The organism is Halomonas sp. 25-S5, from assembly GCF_029889845.1.
GTDB lineage: Bacteria > Pseudomonadota > Gammaproteobacteria > Pseudomonadales > Halomonadaceae > Halomonas.
The window spans coordinates 1-21914 of sequence record NZ_JARANV010000005.1; the positions used below are offsets into that span (position 1 = coordinate 1).

At 60.8% G+C, this 21914-nt stretch carries 21 protein-coding genes and 1 pseudogene; 7 read left to right on the top strand and 15 right to left on the bottom strand.

The genetic code is table 11. From position 1 onward, the window contains the following. A partial coding sequence (locus OP498_RS05365; RefSeq protein WP_280552850.1) for an ATP-binding protein occupies positions 1 to 345 on the top strand: 345 nt, incomplete at its 5' end. Positions 346 to 654: 309 nt separating this feature from the next. On the opposite strand, the gene OP498_RS05370 is transcribed toward OP498_RS05365, so the two are convergent. From OP498_RS05370 to OP498_RS05385, 4 genes are all read right to left on the bottom strand, one after another. Next, positions 655 to 990, bottom strand: a complete 336-nt coding sequence (locus tag OP498_RS05370) for a hypothetical protein (RefSeq protein ID WP_280550386.1) — start codon at positions 988 to 990, stop codon at positions 655 to 657. Between the two features lie 99 nt (positions 991 to 1089). After that, positions 1090 to 1599, bottom strand: a complete 510-nt coding sequence (locus OP498_RS05375; RefSeq protein WP_280550389.1) for a hypothetical protein — start codon at positions 1597 to 1599, stop codon at positions 1090 to 1092. Between the two features lie 220 nt (positions 1600 to 1819). Continuing rightward, positions 1820 to 3307, bottom strand: coding sequence for an AAA family ATPase (locus OP498_RS05380; protein ID WP_280552851.1), 1488 nt, complete (start codon positions 3305 to 3307; stop codon positions 1820 to 1822). Between the two features lie 273 nt (positions 3308 to 3580). Next, the gene (locus OP498_RS05385; protein ID WP_280550391.1) at positions 3581 to 3793 is read right to left on the bottom strand and encodes a type II toxin-antitoxin system HicB family antitoxin; all 213 of its coding nucleotides are present in this window, start codon (positions 3791 to 3793) and stop codon (positions 3581 to 3583) included. Positions 3794 to 4316: 523 nt separating this feature from the next. Here OP498_RS05385 and OP498_RS05390 point away from each other — a divergent pair. From OP498_RS05390 to OP498_RS05405, 4 genes are all read left to right on the top strand, one after another. Then, positions 4317 to 6764, top strand: coding sequence for a DEAD/DEAH box helicase family protein (locus OP498_RS05390; RefSeq protein WP_280552852.1), 2448 nt, complete (start codon positions 4317 to 4319; stop codon positions 6762 to 6764). A 46-nt stretch (positions 6765 to 6810) separates the two neighbouring features. After that, positions 6811 to 8295 (top strand): class I SAM-dependent DNA methyltransferase, encoded by a 1485-nt coding sequence (locus OP498_RS05395; RefSeq protein ID WP_280552853.1) that lies wholly within the window; start codon positions 6811 to 6813, stop codon positions 8293 to 8295. Beyond that, entirely contained in the window at positions 8292 to 10091 is a 1800-nt protein-coding gene (locus OP498_RS05400; protein WP_280552854.1) for a restriction endonuclease subunit S, read from the top strand. Before OP498_RS05395 ends, OP498_RS05400 begins: the two co-directional genes overlap by 4 nt. Before the next feature lie 256 nt (positions 10092 to 10347). Beyond that, entirely contained in the window at positions 10348 to 11517 is a 1170-nt protein-coding gene (locus OP498_RS05405) for a cation diffusion facilitator family transporter (protein WP_280550394.1), read from the top strand. A 158-nt stretch (positions 11518 to 11675) separates the two neighbouring features. Here the strand turns inward: OP498_RS05405 and OP498_RS05410 are convergent. From OP498_RS05410 to OP498_RS05460, 11 genes and pseudogenes are all read right to left on the bottom strand, one after another. Then, a pseudogene (locus OP498_RS05410) lies at positions 11676 to 11771 on the bottom strand (2-deoxy-D-gluconate 3-dehydrogenase); the annotation flags it as partial. Further along, a complete protein-coding gene (locus OP498_RS05415) occupies positions 11758 to 12441 on the bottom strand; it encodes an HAD-IA family hydrolase (protein ID WP_280552855.1) in 684 nt (227 codons plus the stop codon). The gene OP498_RS05415 and the pseudogene OP498_RS05410, both read right to left, overlap by 14 nt. 89 nt (positions 12442 to 12530) lie before the next feature. Then, a complete protein-coding gene (locus tag OP498_RS05420) occupies positions 12531 to 13520 on the bottom strand; it encodes a D-glycerate dehydrogenase (protein ID WP_280546781.1) in 990 nt (329 codons plus the stop codon). 10 nt (positions 13521 to 13530) lie between these two features. After that, complete coding sequence (locus OP498_RS05425; RefSeq protein WP_280552856.1) at positions 13531 to 14505, bottom strand: sugar kinase; 975 nt, start codon at positions 14503 to 14505, stop codon at positions 13531 to 13533. Positions 14506 to 14531: 26 nt separating this feature from the next. After that, the gene (locus tag OP498_RS05430; RefSeq protein ID WP_280552857.1) at positions 14532 to 15266 is read right to left on the bottom strand and encodes a sugar phosphate isomerase/epimerase; all 735 of its coding nucleotides are present in this window, start codon (positions 15264 to 15266) and stop codon (positions 14532 to 14534) included. A 103-nt stretch (positions 15267 to 15369) separates the two neighbouring features. Next, on the bottom strand, positions 15370 to 16392 hold the full coding sequence (locus OP498_RS05435; protein ID WP_280552858.1) for a substrate-binding domain-containing protein: 1023 nt from the start codon (positions 16390 to 16392) through the stop codon (positions 15370 to 15372). Between the two features lie 129 nt (positions 16393 to 16521). Next, complete coding sequence (locus tag OP498_RS05440) at positions 16522 to 16656, bottom strand: hypothetical protein (protein WP_280552859.1); 135 nt, start codon at positions 16654 to 16656, stop codon at positions 16522 to 16524. Continuing rightward, the gene (locus OP498_RS05445; protein ID WP_280552860.1) at positions 16653 to 16787 is read right to left on the bottom strand and encodes a hypothetical protein; all 135 of its coding nucleotides are present in this window, start codon (positions 16785 to 16787) and stop codon (positions 16653 to 16655) included. Before OP498_RS05445 ends, OP498_RS05440 begins: the two co-directional genes overlap by 4 nt. Before the next feature lie 46 nt (positions 16788 to 16833). Beyond that, complete coding sequence (gene iolB, locus OP498_RS05450; RefSeq protein WP_280552861.1) at positions 16834 to 17637, bottom strand: 5-deoxy-glucuronate isomerase; 804 nt, start codon at positions 17635 to 17637, stop codon at positions 16834 to 16836. A 40-nt stretch (positions 17638 to 17677) separates the two neighbouring features. After that, entirely contained in the window at positions 17678 to 18673 is a 996-nt protein-coding gene (gene iolG / locus OP498_RS05455) for an inositol 2-dehydrogenase (RefSeq protein ID WP_280552862.1), read from the bottom strand. A gap of 45 nt (positions 18674 to 18718) precedes the next feature. Then, a complete protein-coding gene (locus OP498_RS05460; protein ID WP_280552863.1) occupies positions 18719 to 19582 on the bottom strand; it encodes a MurR/RpiR family transcriptional regulator in 864 nt (287 codons plus the stop codon). Positions 19583 to 19785: 203 nt separating this feature from the next. On the opposite strand from OP498_RS05460, the gene OP498_RS05465 reads away from it, so the two are divergent. Further along, entirely contained in the window at positions 19786 to 20730 is a 945-nt protein-coding gene (locus OP498_RS05465; RefSeq protein WP_280552864.1) for a sugar ABC transporter substrate-binding protein, read from the top strand. A 52-nt stretch (positions 20731 to 20782) separates the two neighbouring features. After that, a complete protein-coding gene (locus OP498_RS05470; protein WP_280552865.1) occupies positions 20783 to 21913 on the top strand; it encodes an ABC transporter permease in 1131 nt (376 codons plus the stop codon). The last annotated feature ends 1 nt before the right edge of the window (position 21914 follow it).

The window sequence follows — 21914 nt, forward strand, 5'->3', positions numbered from 1 at the left end:
CAGCTCAGCTACCCCAAGGTATTGATCCTGGACGAAATAGGATATCTGCCGCTCTCCCGGGACGAGGCCAACCTGTTCTTCCGGCTGGTGACCCGGCGCTACGAAAAGGCCAGCCTGATCCTGACGTCCAACAAGTCGTTCACCGACTGGGGCGACGTGTTCGGGGATCCGGTACTGGCGACGGCGATCCTCGACCGGCTGCTGCACCACTCGACCACCATCAACATCAAGGGCGAGAGCTACCGGCTGAAGGAGAAGCGCAAGGCCGGTCTACTCAACCAGCGCCCGCAGATGGAGCCACAACCCACCGCTGACCAGGAGGAGGCAGCCGAGGCCGAGAGCTGATCGGACTGGCCATCCATCGGTAATAACCGGACACCTTAGATCGGTATAAGGCGGACAGTTCTAATCGGGGTTGACAAGGGATTGAGGTGGAAGACGCATTGGCCATGGCTGAGCAGACAGAGGTCTAGCGAGAACCAGCGACGGCTTAGCCTCTAGGCCGTCGCTATCCAACCAGAAATGGTCGTTCAGCAAGGTCTGATGTAACGCGGACATTGAGGCGCCGGGCGTCCCGAACTAACGGGCTGGCCGGTCGCCCTCCAGCGCATGGTTATGCTATTCCCCCATCTGCTTATCACGGGGACGACGGCCCTAGTTACAATTCCCGTAAAAGTACTCCGCTGCGTCGTCTTCGCTCATCCAATAATCTTCTAGCCAGACCTGCATTTCGCCTCTGCCCTCTATGTGAATATCTTTGAATCCATAAGAATGCAGGTCACCAAAGACCTTATCCCCCGTCCAGATGGATATCACGCCGCCGTACCACTCAAGCAGCGTATAGCCGCCAGAAGTCTCAACGACGAAGTAATCGCAGCCAGGAGTATCTTCAGCGACGACCACACCAACCTCAGCAATAGCAGTCCCTGAGAGGACCACACCTGACAGAAGAACACTCAGGGTCACACTTCTCGGCGCAAATAATTTCATTTGTTCTCCATCACCGTAGCGGCCTAACGCCGCCAACACGCGCAGCTTTTTAGTGGAAGCGAAGCCGCAACGGAAAAGCTGTCGCTGTGGTTGGATTTTTTATGCATGCCAATCCTCATATAAAACATGAACCTGAATCCCCATTGAGCCAGCTTGCTCTGCCAAAGACTGCACATGGTTTGCTCCACAAACAAGGAGGATTGGCCACATACCTTTTTTTCCTATTTCGTTAAGCCAAAAAAGCTCTCGTAACTTGTAGGACTCATCGATTTGGGAAGCAATTTCATCTTCACCTAGATCATCGAAGAACCCTGCAATACGAACATCATTGGCTTGCCGAATACCTGCTACGTTTCTTTGGGCCCTATCTGGGTCGCAATACAGATGACTTATGCTAATGGACTGTGCAACTTTCCAAGCTATTGAGTCCGGCAATCCCCTCTCTTTCTGTGCTTCTATGTTGTTTTCCTCTGAGAGAACGCAGATAGAGAGTTTTGAACATATTTTAATGAGTTCGTCTTCGAACGCAGCAACTTGATTCTTAGCCAGTTTAGGGTCTGGCCTTTGATACTCGTGCCTGGTTCCAAAAATATACAGTATTTTATGCATGAATTTTCCTAACCCCAATGAACGTGATCGCCGCCTTTTCCTGCATGTCAGCTTAGGGTCAAAAACTGGCATACAACCATACATCAGCGTAGCCTAACATTCACCTATCAGCCAAGTGTGGATATTGAGGTAATTCTGAAATATAACATCTAAACTACCTCCGCGCTGCAGCTCTTCCGGCACCAAAGATACTTAGTTGATTTTCTTGTTATGCCTCGCCTTAGTTTGGCTCAATAAGTGGCAGAATCTTGTTCTGCAACCACTCATAAATATCAGCAACATATTCTTCCCAATCAGGTGTTGTAGACACTAAGTCAACAATCTTACTTAAACCTACTTGGCGATCGAAGCCTAGCTTTTCGATAATATCGTCAATGTACCTGTGACTTTCATCTGCAACACAAATATCATTAGCTGCTGCAATTATTTCTTGATGCTCAGCGTTTTTCACATTTCCAATTTTGCAGATAACCCCATGAAGGAATGGCTCAGGCTTGATGTTTTCTGGCAACCGGTACTGCTTTATTGCCTGAAGAGCTGCTTCTCTATATCGTTCTGCCAAGTCATCTGTGCCAGTGATCACCTTCTTTAACCTGTCTCTCTTTTTTTCCTCTGTTGAGTAAACATCACCGTCCAAAACAAACAAAGAATCAGATATGACTTGATTGCTAAACAACAAGCCTGAAACTGCGGTAAAGCTGTTTATCGCAGCTCCATAACGCTGTATAGAAACAAGACGCTTACCACCTAGCTGAGCAGCAACTTTGCTCACTATTGCAGAAGAAAAATCATCTTCTACAAAAATCTCTAAAGGCTTTGGCTGCTCCCCAGTCAATCTATTTATAGCGTCAGGGTAAGTCTCGTTAAAGCATAATGTTTTAGAAGATGTGCTTACCAAGTGGCGTATATTTACAATATCTGACAATGCAATAACTGACTCTCTGTGCGTCGTGAATACGATTTGGAGACTTTTTTCTATCGAACGAGCATGAATTACTTTAATTAACGCTGTCATGGCTTTGTCATGAAGAAGCAAATCTAGCTCGTCAATCAAAATTAGAGCGTTTTTAGGGGCATTGTAGACCTTGGTCAAAATATGGAAAACTTTTTGTTCTCCAGCGCTCATGCTTAAAGCCGTGTACCTCAGCCCTTCAACATCAACTCCGATAAAATCCTTTCCTGATGCAGTATGGATATTATACTTTAAATATTTTCTATTTAATATTTGAGAAGCTTTGCTGAGTATAATATTAAATATTTTCTCATCAACTTCATTTGTCGAATAGTTGATTTTGGCTTGTTTTTTTTCTAGCTCAATCATTGGAACGCACTTATCAATCCCAAAGTAGAATATCTCACGCTTAGGTTGTCGTGCGTACTTAGGTGTCCAGCGAGCCATTTTTTCGTAGACTGTTTTTATATTTTCGTGGAGATTTTCACCGTCTCTGTAAGTGTGAGTAATCTCTAGATATGAGTCATTCCACAGCGCATCTGTACTAGGCAGAAAGAAGTTACTAAACTTATGGTTTTCTCCATTGGAAACCGGCTGATAAGCACATGCAAGTGCGTGTAGAACTGTCGACTTGCCATTGCCATTGGGCCCGAGAATTGCGGTTATTGGCGAACCACTAAAATCGACATCTAACTCAACAAGGTTTTTTAGCTTTCGCACATTTAGAGATACTAATTTTTGCTGAGCTATTGCCATCCTAATTACTCTTTTCAGTATAAATTGGCGTGTATTATGTCATTAAGCATGGGTTAACATCTAGCGTACATAACGCGGAAGCTATATCGTGAGACTTCACTACGTTGTCCTCATTGCTTTTTTTGCATGTCAGCTTTGGGTCGAAAGCTGCCTAAATTTTTTATCAGCATAGAATAATATTACTCATCCGACAGACAGCGGTCATTCAGCAAGGATTGATGTAAACCGGCCATCTCCTCCGCTCGGAGTTCTAACTTCGGCTGTATAGCCTTGTTATGCATAAAGAAGCCTGCCTCTCGGCTCCGGGATCGGCCGACCTAACTCACGCGCCGTCTCGATCCACTCTTCAATAACCTGCTGGGCGTTTGCTACAGCCTGCTCGTAGGTTTCTCCATCAGCCATGCAGCCTGGAAGCTCCGGAACTTCAACGACGAAGAACTCGTCTTCATCGCTCCAATAGATAATCAACTCGTACTTAATCGACATCAGTCTCTCCCAATCTGTACTTGACAAGGATGTTGCGAACCTGCTTGACCTGATAGGGCTTGGCTCTGCTCCCCTTAGGCTGTAGGTTCAGTATCTCTTCCACTCCATCCTGACTGAATATGTGATGGCTACCTCTCACTCGCTCCTCGAAGCCGAGGCGAGCCAGAAGCTGGCAGAGTTGGGAAAACTCAATATTCGTGTCTGAGCCTCCCGAAAGAATCCTCTGCCTTATCTTCGAATATCTTCCCATGGTCTGATCATCTCTGTACCCATTGGCGCGTAACACCGTTCATAGTATATGCCACATAACATAGACCGGGATGCTCGCTGCCTTTTCCAGCATGGCCGCTTTGGTCGAAATCTGACATCACAACGCATTTACGTCCAACTGAGTAATTCATCCGGCACTTGTCCAACCTCCACGACGAATGACCCCAGCCTAGCACAGGATGCTTAGGCTGATCGGGTAGCGTAAGCTTGGGTAACCAACGCCCGACCCGCCATCGACGAGCAGGATGCTGCCATGGATATGAAGGCCCTCAGCGAACGGGACATCTGCACCAAGTTCATCACCCCGGCGCTGGAGCGTGCCGGCTGGGATATCCAGGTGCAGGTGCGTGAGGAGGTGTCGTTCACCGCCGGGCGCATCATCGTGCGCGGGCGGCTGCACACCCGCGGCAAGCGGCGCCGCGCCGACTACCTGCTGAGCTACCAGAAGCACCAGCCCATTGCGGTGATCGAGGCAAAGGACAACAAGCACTCCCTGGGCGACGGCATGCAGCAGGGGCTGGCCTACAGCGACGCCCTGGACGTGCCCTTCGTGTTTGCCAGCAACGGCGACGGCTTCCTGTTCCACGATCGCACCGGCCTGGGCGGCCAGACCGAGACGGTGCTCGGCCTCGACGACTTCCCTTCCCCCGAGGAACTCTGGGAGCGCTATTGCCAGTACAAGGGCATCGGCCCCGCCCAGCGCCCGGTGGTCGAGCAACCCTACTACGATGACGGCAGCGGCCGCAGCCCGCGCTACTACCAGCGCATCGCCATCAACCGCGCCGTGGAAGCGGTGGCCCGCGGCCAGGACCGCATCCTGCTGGTGATGGCCACCGGCACCGGCAAGACCTTCACCGCCTTCCAGATCATCTGGCGGCTGTGGAAGGCCAGGCAGAAGAAGCGAATCCTGTTTCTGGCCGACCGCAATATCCTGGTCGACCAGACGAAGAACAACGACTTCAAGCCGTTCGGCCAGGCCATGACCAAGGTCACCAACCGCACGGTGGACAAGTCCTACGAGATCTACCTCTCGCTCTACCAGGCGGTCACCGGCAGCGAGGAGGCGCAGAACATCTACAAGCAGTTCTCGCCGGACTTCTTCGACCTGATCGTCATCGACGAATGCCACCGCGGCAGCGCGGCGGTGGACTCCGCCTGGCGCTCGATCCTCGAATACTTCTCCTCGGCCACCCATATCGGCCTGACCGCCACGCCCAAGGAGACGAAAGAGGTCTCCAACATCGATTACTTCGGCGCGCCGGTCTACACCTACTCGCTCAGGCAGGGCATCGAAGACGGCTTCCTCGCCCCCTACAAGGTGGTGCGGGTGGATATCGACCGCGACCTCCAGGGCTGGCGGCCCAGCAAGGGCCAGCGCGACACGCTCGGCCAGGAGATCGAGGATCGCATCTACAATCAGAAGGATTTCGACCGCCAGCTGGTGCTGGGCAAGCGCACCGAACTGGTGGCCCGCCGGATCACCGACTTCCTGGAGGGCAGCGACCCCTACCAGAAGACCATCGTCTTCTGCGAGGACATCGACCACGCCGAGCGCATGCGCCAGGCGCTGGTCAACCTCAATCCGAAGCGCGTGGCCGAGAACCGCAAGTACGTGATGCGCATCACCGGCGACGAGAAGGAAGGCAAGGCCGAAATCTACAATTTTACCAGTCCGGAAGAGCGCTACCCGGTCATCGCCACTACCAGCAAGCTTTTGACTACCGGCGTCGATGCCCAGACCTGCAAGCTGATCGTGCTCGACCAGCGCATCCAGTCGATGACCGAGTTCAAGCAGATCATCGGCCGCGGCACTCGCATCAACGACGACTACCACAAGCACTGGTTCACCATCCTCGATTTCAAGAAGGCCACCGAGCTGTTCGCCGACCCCGACTTCGACGGCGAGCCGGTGAAGGTCTACCAGCCGACGGGCGACGACCCCATCGCGCCGGATGATGAACTGACGGAGGATGGCGTGGAAGCCGGCGATAGCGCCGAGGCGCTCGCCGACGCCCAGGCAGAAGGCGTCGAAGAGGGCTGGGGCGGCTACGAGCTGGAGGAGGGCGCCACCTGGGAGACCGACGATACCGGCTCGCTCGGCCCGCCGCCGGAACCCGAGCCGCGGCGCAAGTATGTGGTCGACGACGTGGCGGTCAGCGTGGTGACCGAGCGGGTGCAGTACCTGGGCCCGGACGGCAAGCTGATCACCGAGAGCCTGCGCGACTACACCCGCAAGAAGGTCAAGGAGCAGTTCGCCTCGCTGGACGACTTCCTGCGCCGCTGGCAGGATGCCGAGCGCAAGCAGGTGATCCTCGAGGAGCTGGAGGAGAACGGCATCTTCTGGGAGGACCTGATCAAGGAGCTGGGCGACAGGCTCGGCGACGAGCCCGACCCCTTCGACGTGATCTGCCACATCGCCTTCGACCGCCCGCCGCTGACCCGCCGCGAGCGTGCCGCGCAGGTGAGGAAACGCGATATCTTCAATCACTACGAGGGCCAGGCCCGCCAGGTGCTGGAATCCCTGGTCGACAAGTACGCCGATGCCGGCATCACGCCCATCGAGGACATCAACGTCCTCAACGTCGCGCCCTTTAACGAGATCGGCACGGTCACCGAGCTGGTCACCGCCTTCGGCGGCAAGCCCGGCTATACTCGCGCGCTGCACGAGCTGGAAGACGCCCTCTACCAATCCGGCAGCTGATCGCGGTTATGCTATTTGCACCAGAGACCAGGGAACACCCGACAACATGGCCATCAGCAGCACCATCAAATCCATCCAGGACATCATGCGCAAGGACGTGGGCGTGGACGGCGACGCCCAGCGCATCGGCCAGCTGGTCTGGATGCTGTTCCTGAAGATCTTCGATGACCGCGAGCAGGAGTGGGAGATCCTCGATGACGCCTACCGCTCGCCGATTCCCGAGCCGCTGCGCTGGCGGAACTGGGCCGCCGATCCCGAGGGCATCACCGGCGACGAGCTCAAGGACTTCGTCGACACCATGCTGTTCCCCGGCCTTCAGCAGCTGCAGCCCCGCGGCGACGACAGCCGCGGCGTGGTGATCCGCAACGTCTTCGAGGACGCCTACAACTACATGAAGTCCGGCCAGCTGATGCGCCAGGTCATCAACAAGCTGCAGGAGGGCGTGAACGTCAACAAGGCCAGCGAGCGCCACGAGCTGGGCGACATGTACGAGCAGATCCTCAAGGACCTGCAGAGCGCCGGCAACGCCGGGGAGTTCTACACGCCGCGGGCGGTCACCCGCTTCATGGTGGACCGGGTCGACCCCAGGCTGGACGAGATCGTGATGGACCCGGCCTGCGGCACCGGCGGCTTTCTCACCTGCACCATCGAGCACAAGCGCAGGCACTACGTGACCACGCCCCAGGACGAGCAGGTCCTCCAGCGCAGCATCCACGGCGTGGAGAAGAAGCCGCTGCCCCACCTGCTGGCCACCACCAACCTGATCCTCCACGGCATCGAGGTGCCCAGCCAGATCCGGCACGACAACACCCTGGCGCGCCCGCTGATCAGCTGGGGCCCCAGGGAGCGGGTGGATGTCATTGTCGCCAATCCGCCCTTCGGCGGCATGGAGGAGGACGGCATCGAAACCAACTTCCCCCAGGCCTTCCGCACCCGCGAGACCGCCGATCTGTTCCTGACACTGTTCATCCACCTGCTCAAGGACAGCGGCCGTGCCGCGGTGGTGCTGCCGGACGGCTTCCTGTTCGGCGAGGGCATGAAGACCCGCCTCAAGGAGAAGCTGCTGACCGAGTGCCACCTGCACACCATCGTTCGCCTGCCCAACGGCGTGTTCAATCCCTACACCGGCATCAAGACCAACCTGCTGTTCTTCACCAAGGGCCGGCCCACCGAGGCCGTGTGGTATTACGAGCACCCCTACCCCGAGGGCGTGAAGAACTATAGCAAGACCCGGCCGATGAAGGTCCAGGAGTTCCAGGCCGAGATCGACTGGTGGGGCAGCGAATCAGACGGCTTCGCCGGCCGCCAGGAGACCGAGCAGGCCTGGCGGGTGCCCATCGAGGAGATCGAGGCCCGCCACTACAACCTGGACATCAAGAACCCCCACCAGGGCGAGCAGATCAGCCACGACCCCGACGAACTGCTGGCGCAATACGCGCAGCAGCAGGCCGAGATCCAGGAACTTCGCGACCAGCTCAAGACCATCCTCGGCGATGCCCTGGGCCACACCGGGCAGGAGGGCCGGGCATGAACCTGCGCGAGGCAAGGCTGGCCAACCTCGAGGAAACCGGCAGTGCCGCTGTATCGGGAATGCTTATCGACCACCTGGACCTCTGGACCGGCGCGGTTACCTCCAAGTCGACAGCGGGCAGAGGCACCTCGTCTGGAAAGAGGGGGAAGATCGAACTCACCGGCATCAAGAAGCTGCGCGAGCTGATCCTGGAACTCGCCGTGCGCGGCAAGCTGGTCGATCAGGACCCCAGCGACGAACCCGCCAGCGTGCTGCTGGAACGCATCGCCGAGGAGAAGGCCCGGCTGGTCAAGGAAGGCAAGATCAAGAAGCCGAAGAGGCTTCCCCCTATTACTGACAATGAAGAACCATACGACCTACCGTCAGGATGGCAGATCACACGTATTGGCGAGTTCATCAACCTGACCTCAGGCCAGCATCTAAAAGGTGAAGAATACTCTGAGACACCAGACCAAGACTCAATCCCATACCTTACTGGTCCGGCTGAATTTGGCAGCATCAACCCAATGCCAACTCGCCATACAAAGGAGAGACGAGCCTTAGCGCGCCCAAGGGACATCCTCATCACTTGCAAGGGCTCTGGCGTAGGAAAGCTCAACTGGGCTGACGAGGATATTGCTATTAGCCGTCAGCTAATGGCAATATCACCAATAATTATTAATGGTCGTTATGCTTTTATTATATTAGATAGCCTTCGCGAATCTATTCGAGAGAACATTGTCGGAATCGCGATACCTGGCATATCTAGGGAAGACATAAGTCATGCTATTGCATGGCTGCCTCCTTTGTCAGAACAAGATCGCATCGTCGAAAAAGTCGATGAGCTAATGGCCCTCTGCGACCGCCTGGAGCAGCAGATTGGCGACCAGTTGGAAGCCCATGAGGTACTGGTCGACACCCTCCTCGGCGCCCTCATCCGCTCCGCCGACGCCGCCGAAGTGGCCCAGAGCTGGGCCCGCATCGCCGAGCATTTCGATACCCTCTTCACCACCGAAGCCAGCATCGACAAGCTCAAGCAGACCATCCTCCAGCTGGCGGTCATGGGGCGGTTGGTGCCGCAGGATCCCGATGACGAGCCCGCAAGCGTGCTGCTGGAAAGGATTGCCGAGGAGAAGGCGAGGCTGGTCAAGGAAGGGAGGATCAAGAAACCGAAGTCAGTAGCACCGGTTAGAGACGAAGAGCGTTCCTATTTAACTCATGCAAACTGGGCTTGGGCCAGGTTTCAAGACATAGCCAATGAAATATCTACAGGCCCTTTCGGCTCAATGATTCACAAGCATGATTATGTGGATGATGGGGTGCCTTTGATCAATCCATCTCATATGGTCAGCGGGGAAATTCAAGAAGATAGATCGGTTAGCATTCCAGGCCCTAAAGCCGAAGAGCTGTCCAGCTATAAGCTGGCTGCCGGTGATATGGTCATGGCCAGGCGGGGTGAAGTTGGTCGATGTGCAATAGTCACCGATAGAGAGGCCGGTTGGCTATGCGGAACAGGTAGCTTTGTACTGCGATTTCACGACTCCCTCAGTCGCAGATTCATCCTGATGATGTTTGCCACAGATAGAGTGCGTGGCTATCTAACCGGCAATTCGATTGGCACTACAATGACCAACCTTAACCACGGCATTTTGAACAGAATGCCAGTCGCCCTCCCACCTGCCAATGAGCAACACCGCATCGTCAAGAAAGTCGACGAACTGATGGCCCTATGCGATCGGCTCAAGGCCCGCCTGGGCGAGGCCGGCGAGACCCGCAATCAGCTGGCCGGGGCGGTGGTGGAACAGGCGGTGACGTAAACGATGAGGACGACGGCAGGAAATCCCGGTGAGCGATATAACAAGCCCTGGCTCAGCTACCGCGACCAGTTGGAAACCCTCAAGGCGCGGGGGCTTTCTATCACCTGCTGACCACCATCCCGAAAAAATGTGGCGACCAAGCGCATGGGGAGACATCGGGCACATCGATGCCTTGTGCCAATTTGGACCTTTTCGGTACCATTTGCTGACCGCCTCGTCCGGCGGCTTGTCCAGGGGAGCGTCCCAAGGAACGATCATGCAGACCAACCCCGAAAAGCATCAGGCGACACAGCGCGTTACCTTCCTGTCCGTGGTGGTCAACACCCTGCTCGGTGTGGCCAAGATCATTGTCGGCGGGATGGTCGGCTCCGCCGCGCTGATCGCCGACGGCATTCACTCCTTCTCCGACCTGGTGACCGACTGCTTCGTGCTCGCCGCTTCCCACTATGGTCACCAGGGGCCCGACCACGACCACCACTACGGCCACGGCCGCATCGAGACCCTGGCCACCCTGTTCCTGGGCAGCGTGCTGATCTTCGTGGCCGGCGGTATCGCCTGGTCGAGCGTGGCGCGCCTGTTCTCTGCCGCCGAGATCCCGCCGCCCGGCGTCTGGGCGATCCTGTTGACGGCCCTGGCGCTAGTCTCCAAGGAGTGGCTTTTCCACGTGACACGCCGGGTGGCGCGACGCATCGGCTCGAAGATGCTCGAGGCCAACGCCTGGCACCACCGCAGCGACGTGCTCTCCACTGGCGTGGTGATGGTCGCCCTGGTGGGCAGCCAGTTCGGCGCCTCCTGGATCGACACCGTGGCGGCAGTGATCGTCGGCATGATGGTCGGCAAGGTGGGCTGGGACCTGCTGTGGGAGTCGGGCCGGGAGCTGGTGGATACCGCCCTGCCGGTGGCCACCCAGGAGGAGATGCGCCAGGTGGCGAAAAGCGTGGCCGGCGTCGAGGGCATCCACGACCTGCGCACCCGCCAGTCGGCCGGACACACCATGCTCGACCTGCACGTGGTGGTGTCGCCGAGGATCAGCGTCTCCGAGGGCCACGAGATCGGTAACGAGGTGAGCCGCTGCCTGCGCAATGCCTTCCCCGCCCTCACCGACCTTACCTTCCACATCGACCCCGAGGACGATGCCGGAGAGGGCGATCCCAGCCGCTTCCCGGGACTGCCACTGCGCCCCGAGGTGGAGGCGGCCCTGGCGGAGCGCTGGGCGGCGCTGGATGTCTGGCCGGAGATCCGCGAGATGGAGCTGCACTACCTGGAGGGCGCGGTCACGGTGGTGATCTGCCTGGACGAGCAGTCGCCCCGCGACAGCGACGCGGTGATCCACCGCCTCGAGGCCCGTGCCCGGGACATCGACTGGCTCTCCCACGTCGAAGTCCGCCGCCTGGCGGGCGCCCCCTACCTGCCGGCGACCGGCTGACGTTGCTGGCCCCTTCCGGGGCACCCGTCCTCAACAAGGAATCTTGACCCATGCAAATGCCCACGAACGACTTCAAGCAACGGCTGCTGGCCGGTGAGGTCATGACCGGGATCTGGCTGGGGCTGGCGAGTCCTTATGTCGCCGAGCTGGCGGCTACCGCCGGCCTCGGCCAGCGCCACGGCCAGGCCCTGGCCGAGCCCCTTGTTGCAGCCGGTGACCATGGCCACCCGGCCATGCAGGTCAAAGCGGGTCATGGGCGGTCTCCTGGGTGGCGAGCCGGGCCACCGCCGCGGGCAGCTCACCGGCATGATGGATGGCGACGGCGCCGCCAGGCGTCGTCTCTTCATCGGGGAAACGGTTGAGGTGGATGACCCGCATGCCGGCGGCCAGTCCGGCGGCCACGCCCACGGCGGCATCGTCGATCACCACGCAGCGCTCGGGGGGCTGGCCCATGGCCTCGGCGGCCTTGAGGTAGAGGCCGGGGTCGGGCTTCCAGACGTTCAGGGTGTAGGCACTGTAGAGCTTGTCGCCGAAGTGGCGGGCCAGGCCGCTGCTCTCCATGGCGCAGCGGATCTTGCGCGCCGGGCCGTTGGAGACCACCGCCTTGGGGTGGGCGCCCAGGGTCGTCAGGGCCTCCGGCATGCCGTCGATGGGCAGCAGCTCGGCGCGCATGCGTCGTTCCATCAGGTGACGCATCTCGCCCTCCAGCGTCGGGAAGCGTCCCTCGGCAAGGGCGCCGTGGCGCTCTTCCAGGGCCTCGATGATGGTCTGGAAGCGCACGCCGCGAAACTCCTCCAGGTACTGCCTGGCGGAGAAGGGCAGGCCAAAGGCCGGCAGGATGTCACCCATCACCTCGGCGAGCAGGATCTCGCTGTCGACCAGCGTGCCATCGGAGTCAAAGAGCAGGCAGAACGGTGGGGTCATGGGGTCCTCGCGGTCGGTGAAGGGAGAGACGCCGGCCCATCTTAGCAGGGTCCGGTGGGCAGGCTCAGACGAAGTCTAGGATCGCCCGATCAAGCGCCTCGGCGCGTCTCCCAGGCATCTTCGTTGACCAGGCTGATGGGGCGTTCGCCGGAGAGCGCCAGGATGAGATTGTCCACCGCCCGCTGGGCCATGGCGTCGCGAGTCTCATGGGTCGCCGAGCCAATGTGCGGCAGGGCCACCACGTTGGCCATGTACGGCAGCGGCGACTCCGGTGACAGCGGCTCCTGCTCGAAGACGTCGAGGCCGGCGGCGCGGATGCGCCCCATCTCCAGCGACTCGATCAGCGCCGCCTCGTCGACCACTGGGCCGCGGGCGATGTTGACCAGGATCGCCGAGGGCTTCATGCGTGCGAGCTCATGGGCGCCGATCAGGTGGCGGGTGGCCTCGGAGAGGGGCACGGTGACGCACACGAAGTCGGACTCGGCGAGCAGTTCGTCGAGCTCGCGGCGCTCGGCGCCCAGCTCCGCCTCCAGGGCCGGCTTGGGCGAGGCCATGGCGTAGCGCACCCGCATGCCGAAGCCCAGGGCGCCGCGCCGGGCTACGGCGGCGCCGATGCGCCCGAAGCCCACCAGGCCGAGGGTCTTGCCATGCACGTCGCTGCCGAAGTGCGCGGGGCCAATGCTCTTCTGCCAGTCGCCTCGCCTGACGAAGTCGGCCAGCTCCACCACCCGGCGCGCGGTGGCCATGATCAGCGCGAAGCCGGTGTCGGCGGTGGTTTCGGTGAGCACATCCGGGGTATTGCAGAGCAGGATGCTGCGCTGGGTCAGCGCCGCCACCGGATAATTGTCGTAGCCCACCGAGACGCTGGCGATGGCCTCGAGGTTGGGGGCCTCGTCCAGCAGCTCGGCGGGGATCGCCACGCTGGAGCCGATCAGTCCATGGGCCTCGTGCAGAGCGGCCCGGAACTCTGGGTCGTCCGCCGAGGCGAGGCCGTGGAACTGCTGGACCTCGAACTCGCGGGACAGCTGGGCCAGCTGGACCTCGCTCAGGCGGCCGTAGGCCAAGATGCGCTTCTTCATGTCGGTCTCCTCACTGCGGGGTGGATGCCAGTCGCTCGAGGTGGGTGCGGTCGGGCAGACCCTCCATGTCGCCGCGTACCTGCACCGCCAGGGCGCCGATCAGGTTGCCGCGGTGTAGCGCCTCGCGGGGCGAGAGGCCGTCGAGCAGGGCGCTGATCACGCCCACCGCGAAGCCGTCTCCGGCACCCACGGTGTCGACCACTTCGGCCACCGGTACACCGGGCACGGTGAAGTCCACCTGCTCGCCGCCCAGGCTACCCCGATAGTAGCTGCCCTGGGGACCTAGCTTGATGATCACCGCCCGAGCGCCGCGCTCCAGGTAGAAGTCGGCGATTGCCTCGGGGCTGTCCCGGCCGGTAAGCAGCCGCCCCTCGGCCAGGCCGGGCAGCACCCAGTCAGTGCGCGCCGCCAAGGCGTTGAGGGTGTCGCGCATCTCGGCCTCGCTCTTCCACAGGCTGGGGCGCAGGTTGGGGTCGAAGGAGAGGCTGGCGCCGGCGTCCCGGGCCCGGTCGAGCATGGTCTCGGCGAGCTCGCGGCAGCTCGTCGAGAGCGCCGGGGGAATGCCGGTGGCGTGCAGGTGGCGCAGCGCCGAGAAGTCGACGCCGTCGGTGTCGCTCGGCGACAGGTGGCTGGCGGCGCTGCCGCGGCGGAAGTACTCCACGTGAGGATCGGCGCCGCCCTTGGCGCGTTCCTTGAACACCAGGCCGGTGGGATGCTCGGCGTCGGTGCGCAGGTGGCGGCAGTCCAGCCCTTCGGCCTCCAGGGCGCGGCGAACGAAGGTGCCGAAGCCGTCGTCGCCGACCCGGCTCAGCCAGCCCACATGGAAACCCAGACGGGCCAGGCCGATGGCCACGTTAGTGTCGGCGCCGGCGATGCGGCGCTGGAAGTGCTCCACGGCGGCGAGCTCACCGGCATCTTCGGCGACGAACATCGTCATGGCCTCGCCGAAGGCGAGAATCTCGGGAGGGTCGGATGGCTGGGTCATGGCAGTCTCCTGTGGGGAGCAGGGTGTTAGAGGCGGCGCAGTCGCGCCAACTGTTCGGTTGTGATGGCCACCAAATCCTGGCCCTGCAAGGGATATTCGATGGCGCGCGTCAGGCCGGCCGGTAGGTGTGTCAGTAGTGCCCGCCAGGCAGAGAGTTCGCCGTCGTCAGGCACACTGGCCCTAAGGTTTACTCCATCGAGCACGACGCCCTTGCAGTGTAGGTAGCGTACGAAGGGGCCCAGGCGCCTGGCTGCGGCCATCGGGTCGCCGTCTGTCCAGTGCCAGTTGCCGATGTCGAAGGTCATGCCCAGTGGGCAGCCCGCCGCCGTGGCGTCTTCCAGACAGGCGGCCAGAGGCTCCAGGGTGCCTCCCTCCGGTGTCTGGTCGTTTTCCACCAGCAGCGGCGGGGCGGCCGCGAGGCGTTCGCGCAGTGCCGGCCAGTCGGCCAGGCTCCCGCCAGGGTAGTGGCCAAGGCAGACCTTGATCGCTATCGCGCCCAGGGCGGCGGCCTCGTCTAGGCACTGGTCCAAGGTTGCCGCGAGCCGGTCGGTCTCCCAGAGCCCCGATGGGGCGGAGTAGACAACCGCCAGGCCCTGGTCGGCGCAGGCTCGCCCCAGGCCGATGAAGTCCGTGAAGCCCGCCGGTAGCAGCTCGCGGCGGATCTCCACGCCGTCGGCGCCGGCCGCGTTGAGCCATGGCAGCACCGCGGCCTGGCCGTGGGTAGTGATGGCGGCGTGGCCGTAGGCAGAGGTGGCGACCAAGGTGGCGGGCGTATCCTCCGCGCCGGTCAATAGTGGTGGGAACGATACCATTCGAGGACTGGAAGATGTGGCAGACATGGGGGCTCCTGCAGGGTTGGATGAATCAGCCGCGGGTGGAACCGCGCGGGATGAGGCTGGCCTGGAAATGCACCCTGCGCGCCGGCGTCGTGCGGTCATCTGCCTCGCGGCGGCGCATCAGACACGCCACGGCGGCGCGACCGATCGCCGCGGTGGGCTGGGCCAGTGTCGTGATGCCCGGAGTGACCAGCTCGCACCAGTCGAGCTCGTCGATGCCCATCAGCCCGGTCTCGCCGAGGCGGGCGCCGAGGGCTTGCAGGGCCCGGGTCGCCGCCAGGGTGGCGTTGCCGTTGGCGCAGAGCAGCGCACGAGGCAGCGTGCCGGGGCGCGCCAGGAAGTCGCCGATGGCTCGCTGTAGCGCGTCGCGCTCCATGAGTGGCTGACAATGAACCTCGCCGGCTAGGCCGAGGGCTGCCACTCCCTGCAGGAAGCGTGTCAGGCGCACCTGGCGGGGACTGGCCTGTTCCGGCGGCTCGCTGAGGTAGAGAAGATCGCCATAGCCTTGAGCCTGGAGATGGTCCAGGGCGAGGTCGATGGCTCGAGCATTGTCGAGGCCGACGACCTCGGCGCCGACGTCGCTAAGCTCTCGATCGAGCAACACCAGGGGAATGCCCTCTTCCACCAAGGCCTGCAGTTCGCGGTCTGGGCTGCCGGCGGCGTTGATCACCAGGCCCTCGACTTGGTAGGAGGCGAGCAGGGCGAGGTGCTCGCGTTCCTGGGCCGGGTCGTTGTCGGTATTGCAGACCATCAACGACAGGCCGCGCTCGCGGCAGGCCTGTTCCACGCCATGCATGACCGCCACCGAGAAGGGATTGCGAATGTCTGCCACCAGCATGCCGATCAGTCCCGAGTGGCCCCCCTTGAGGCTACGGGCCATCTGGTTGGGACGGTAGCCGAGACGGCGGGCGGCGGCGGCAATGCGTGTCTGCATACTCGGCGAGAGCCGCTCACGCTCGTCACTGAAGTAGCGGGAAACGCTGGTCTTGGAAGCGCCGGCCTCGCGCGCGACCTCGAGGATCGTCGTGCGTTGGTGAGTGGTTGTCGTCATTGTATCTCTGCGCATGGAACCGTTCCCATCGTAGGCCCACGATGGTGGTAATGCAAAGACGCATGGAAAGACACATGGGTGTCCCAATAGATGCTCAGGCTGGAAGCTCTGCCAGAACCTCTTCACCGCTCACTGGTGGGCCATCGGCGGATCGACCCGCCATCGGGCGCCGGGGTCGGTCTGCTCGACGGCCTCGCTGTGGAAGCCATGGGCGAACTGCATGTGGACCATGCGGATCTCGCCGAGATCGCCGTTGGCGATCATCTCCCTGCCTGGCGGATCAGCTGATGCCCGGCATAGCCATAGGTCACCCCGACGATGCGCCCCCGCTCATCGGCGAGGGCACGGAGTTCCTCGGCCTGTGCCACGCTGAAGCACAGCGGCTTCTCGCTCAAGCGGGGCGAAGAGACGTCAGGACGCTTTTACTTGCAGGGAAATCGGTTACTGCTTAACGATCCACTCATGAGCTGGGTCGTTCTGGAACTTCCACTTGCGCTTGGGGCCGGCCATCACGTTGAGGTAATAGAGCTCATAGCCATGTGGGGCTCCGACGGGATGATAGCCTCTCGGCACCATCACGCAGCAGCCGTCTTCCACCGCCATGGTTTCGTCCAGCGTGCGATCATCGGTATAGACCCGCTGGAAGGCGAAGCCCTGGGACGGATTTAGGCGATGGTAATAGGTCTCCTCGAGAATCGATTCCTCGGGGAGGTTGTCTACGTCATGCTTGTGGGGCGGATAGCTCGACCAGTTGCCCGCCGGCGTATAGACCTCTACCACCAGCAGACTGTCGGCCGGCTCGGTTTCCGGCAGAATATCCTGGATCTGGCGGGTGTTGGTGCCGCTACCTCTGGTGCTGCATTTCACCTCACCCGGGGTAATCAATCGCGGTTCATGATGTCCCCGTCCTGGTGCACTGCACACGGCCAGTTCCATGTCGCTTACGGCCTCGACGCTGAAGCTCACGCCGTTTGGCAGGTAGACCGCGTAGGGCGCCACCTTCTCGAAGATGTCCATCCTCTCGCCAATGTCTTCCCAGCGGTTGTCACCGCTAGTCACGGTGGCACGACCGGACAGGAGCACCAGGCAGTGCTCGCGTTCGCCGGTATTGCCTTCGATCTGCTGGCCCTTGGCCAGCCGGTGCACCCGAAAGCCGACATAGTCCCAGCCGGCGGATTCCGGGGTCACCTCGAGTACCTTGCCCTGCTCGTCGGGCGCGTGGGGACGTACCAGTAGCGAAGTCATTTGCTGTCCTCCCTTGATTGAATCGACGATGTGGCGGGCCTCAGCGAATATCGTTGAGGGCAACGGGGCGGCGCTCCTGCAGCGAGCGTTGTGCAGCCTCGGCCAGCCTCAGGGCCTCCAGGCCGTCCTGGGCACCGGCCAAGGGGGCGCGCTGCGCCTGCCAGGCATCGACGAAGTCGTCGATCTCGTTGCTGTAGGCCTGGGCGTAACGCTCCAGGAAGAACCACTTCGGCTTGTCTTCCACCTGGCCGGCTTCGCCGGTGAAACGTAGGCGGGTCTCGGTTTCGTTCTGGGCCTGGAGCATGCCGGCACTGCCGAAGGCCTCGATGCGCTGATCGTAGCCATAGCAGGCACGACGGGAATTGTTGATATGGCAGAGTCGCCCACTGGCCGTCGTCAGGATGACCATGGCGGTATCCACATCCCCGGCTTCGCCAATCGCCGGATCGATCAGGCAACTGCCTTGCGCTTGCACTTGAACGATCGGTTCATCAAGCAGCCAGCGCGCCATATCGAAGTCGTGGATCATCATGTCGCGGAACAGGCCGCCGGACGCGCCGACATACTCCGCGGGGGGCGGTGCCGGATCCCGGCTGATGATGGACAGCGTCTCGAGGCTGCCGATCCGACCCTCCACCAGGACCTGCTGGAGCGCGGCGAACTGCGGGTCGTGGCGGCGGTTGAAGCCCAGGGCACAGGTCACCGGGTGGTCGGCGAGCACCGCCAGGGCCGCGCGCGTCCGCTCGAGGTCAAGGGCAATAGGCTTCTCACAGAGTACCGCCTTGCCGCTCTGCGCCGCCCGCTCCAGGTACTCGGCGTGGGTCGGCGTGCTTGAGGCGATCAGCACGGCGTCGATATCGGCATCCTCGAAGTCAGCCTCGGCGTTCAGAACTCGTGCGCCATACTGGCTCGCGAGGGCCTCGGCCGCCTCTGGATGGAAGTCGGCCACGGCGGCCAGACTCACCTTGGGATTCCGGTCGATTGCCTGAGCGTGAACCTTGCCGATGCGGCCGGCACCAATCAGGGCGAGTTTCATGGCGTTTCCTCTTAGTCGGTTGTTGATGTTGTTGCTGACGGTAAGTCAGGCGTGCTCGTTTTCGGAGTCCTGCTCGGGGATATCTCGCGCCTTGTCTTGTCGTACCCCTAAGGAGATGGCCAGGGTTTGAGCGAGGCACAGGGAGGCGGTCAAGCCGCGAAAGCTCTTGACCTCGGCTTCGTGTACCACCAAGGCGACATCGGCCAGGCGCCCCACGGGACTCAGGTTGGAGTCGGTGATCACCACCAGCGGAATGTCACGCTCCCTGGCCTGCTCGGCCGCCTGCCGACTCTCCTCTGCATACGGCGAGAAACTCACCACCACCAGGGCGTCCTGAGGACCGATAGCACGCACCTGCTCGCCGTACATGCCACCCAACCCGTTGACCAGGAAGGCACGCTTTTCGATGTGATGCAGGGCATATGTCACGTAGCTGGCCACGACGAAGCTGCGCCGCGCGCCCAGCACATGAATGGCAGAGGCCTTCTCGAGGATGTCCAGGGCCCGTTCCAGGTTGCGCGGGTCGATACGGACTGGGAGCTGTTCCAGCACCTCGCGATTGGCGTCGGCGAACTCCCATAGCAGTTGCATGCTGTCGGGGGTCTCGCCGGTCGCGGAACGCACGGCCCGAATGCGCTCGGTGTAGTTGGGGAGCTCATCCACCAGGCGCGAGCGAAAGAGCAGTTGCATCTCGGAGAAGCCCTTGAAACCGCAACTGTTGGCGAAGCGGATCAAGGTCGAGGGCGTCACTCCCGCCTCTTGAGCCAGCTTGGCCACGGTGGCGAAGGCAACCTCCTGGGGGTGATCGAGCAGGAAGCGGCCCGTTTGCTGCAGGCGCCGGCTCATCGCTGGGTAGTCGGCCGTGATGCGGGCTTCGAGTTCCTCGAAGCTCTTGGGCGTCTGATTCATTAGAGGCTCCTCGCCGTTGCCATGCCATGGAAGCTGGCGCTCACATGCTTCCGAGCAGTCTAGGCGCAATGGAATGAATATTCTATATATACTAAAGTATAGAATATTTCATTTGTATTTTTCGTGGAATGGAACCTATATTCTATCTTGCCAGCGCGCTTTGCGCAGTCGACACCACAATGATAACCACGAGGATTCTACCCATGGCACGCCTTACCCAATGGTTGCTCGCCTCAACTGCCGCCGCGGCCCTCATGGCCGGCTCGGCTCAGGCGCAAGAGCAAGAAGAGAACCGCTTTGTCATGGTGACCCATGGCATCCCCTCAGATCCCTTCTGGTCTGTGGTCAAGAATGGCGCCGAGGCTGCCGCCGAACAGGTGGGCGCCGAGCTGGAATATCGCGCGCCCTCTACCTTCGATATGGCCAAGATGCAGCAGCTGGTGGATGCGGCGGTGGCCTCTAATCCAGATGGCCTGGTCGTCTCCTTCACCGATGAGGATGCGCTGGGCAGTGCTGTCCAGGATGCAACTGACAGAGGCATCCCGGTGATTACCATCAACTCCGGCGGCGATGTGGCGTCGAAGTACGGTACGAAACTGCATATCGGCCAGAGCGAGTACGAGGCCGGCAAGCAGGCTGCTGAGCGTATGCAGGAGATGGGCGTCGAGAAAGGGGTCTGCGTTAACCATGAACAGGGCAATCAAGGCCTTGACCAACGCTGCGACGGTTTCGTAGAGGGCTTTGACGGCAATGCCGAGCAACTGGCAACGACGTACGACCCGACTTCGATCCGCAGTGCCATTATCGCTTACCTCAACGAGAACAGCGATGTGCGCGGTGTTCTGACCTTGGGGGCACTGGCCGCCGAGCCTATGATTCAGGCCATGCGTGAACAGGGTGCCACCGATATCTTCACCCTCGGCACCTTCGACCTCTCACCCGGCATCCTCGAGGCCATCAACGTTGGCGACCTGGACTTCGCCATCGACCAGCAGCAGTACTTGCAGGGCTACCTGCCTGTCATCTTCCTCGACCAGTTCGTCAGAAACGGGTTGCTCCCGGCGGGTGATGTTCCTACTGGCCCGGGCTTCGTGACCCAAGAAAATGCCGAGCAAGTGATCGAGCTGAGCAATCAGGGTATTCGCTGATATCCACCTAACCCAAGGGCCCGGCGAATCCGGGCCCTAGGAGTTGATCGTCATGAAGTCCAATGAATCCAATCAGTCTGCCGCTGCGGTGTCCGAGCCGCAGGATGAGCGCCTCCAGAAGGTGTCATTCTGGAAGAAGGCGCTGAACCGCCCCGAGCTTGGCGCCTTGGCCGGGACCGTCCTGGTCCTCGCCTTCTTCATCGTTGTCTCCAGTGGCACCGGCATGTTCTCGCCATCCGGCATTGTCAACTTCCTCGAGGTGTCGGCTCAGCTAGGCATCATCGCTACCGCCGCCGCGCTGTTGATGATCGGGGGCGAGTTCGACCTTTCCATCGGTTCCATGATCGGGCTGGCCGGTATCTTGATCGCCATCCCAGCGGTGGAGTATGGCTGGCCACTTTGGGCTGCCATCATTCTGGCCTTCTCCTGTGCAGCGTTGGTGGGCTGGATCAACGGCAATCTGGTCAACAAGACGGGGTTGCCCTCCTTCATCGTCACCCTAGGCTTCTTGTTCATCCTGCGTGGCCTGGCCATCGGTATCAGTCGTTTGCTGACCGGACGGACCCAAGTCGGCGGCGTGCAAGACCACATCCCCGGCGACTGGTTCGCGGCCCTTTTCTCCGGCGAGGTGGGCACAGGCCTTTTTGCCTGGATGGCCTCCCAGGGCTGGATCGCTACCAATTTTGCCGATAACCCGATGGTCACCGGCATCCCGGTCTCCATCGTCTGGTGGCTCGGCCTCACCGCTGTGGCGACTTGGATCCTGCTTTGCACCCCCTACGGCAACTGGATCTTCGCCAGCGGTGGCGACAAGAATGCCGCGCGCAACTCAGGCGTTCCGGTGCACCGGGTCAAGATCTCGCTGTTCATGTTCACCGCCTTCTCGGCGACCGTCTTTGCCTGCATTCAGGTAATGGACACCGGCTCGGCCGATACCATTCGCGGGATGCTCAAGGAACTCGAGGCAATCATCGCCGTGGTCATCGGGGGTGCTTTGCTCACCGGGGGCTATGGGTCCGCCATCGGCGCGGCGCTGGGCGCGCTCATCTTCGGTATGGTGCAGATGGGCATCTTCTATACCGGCGTCAACACCGACTGGTTCCAAGTCTTCCTGGGCGTGATGCTGCTGGTCGCTGTGCTGTTCAACAATTACATGCGCAAGAAGGCGATGGAGGCCAAGTGAG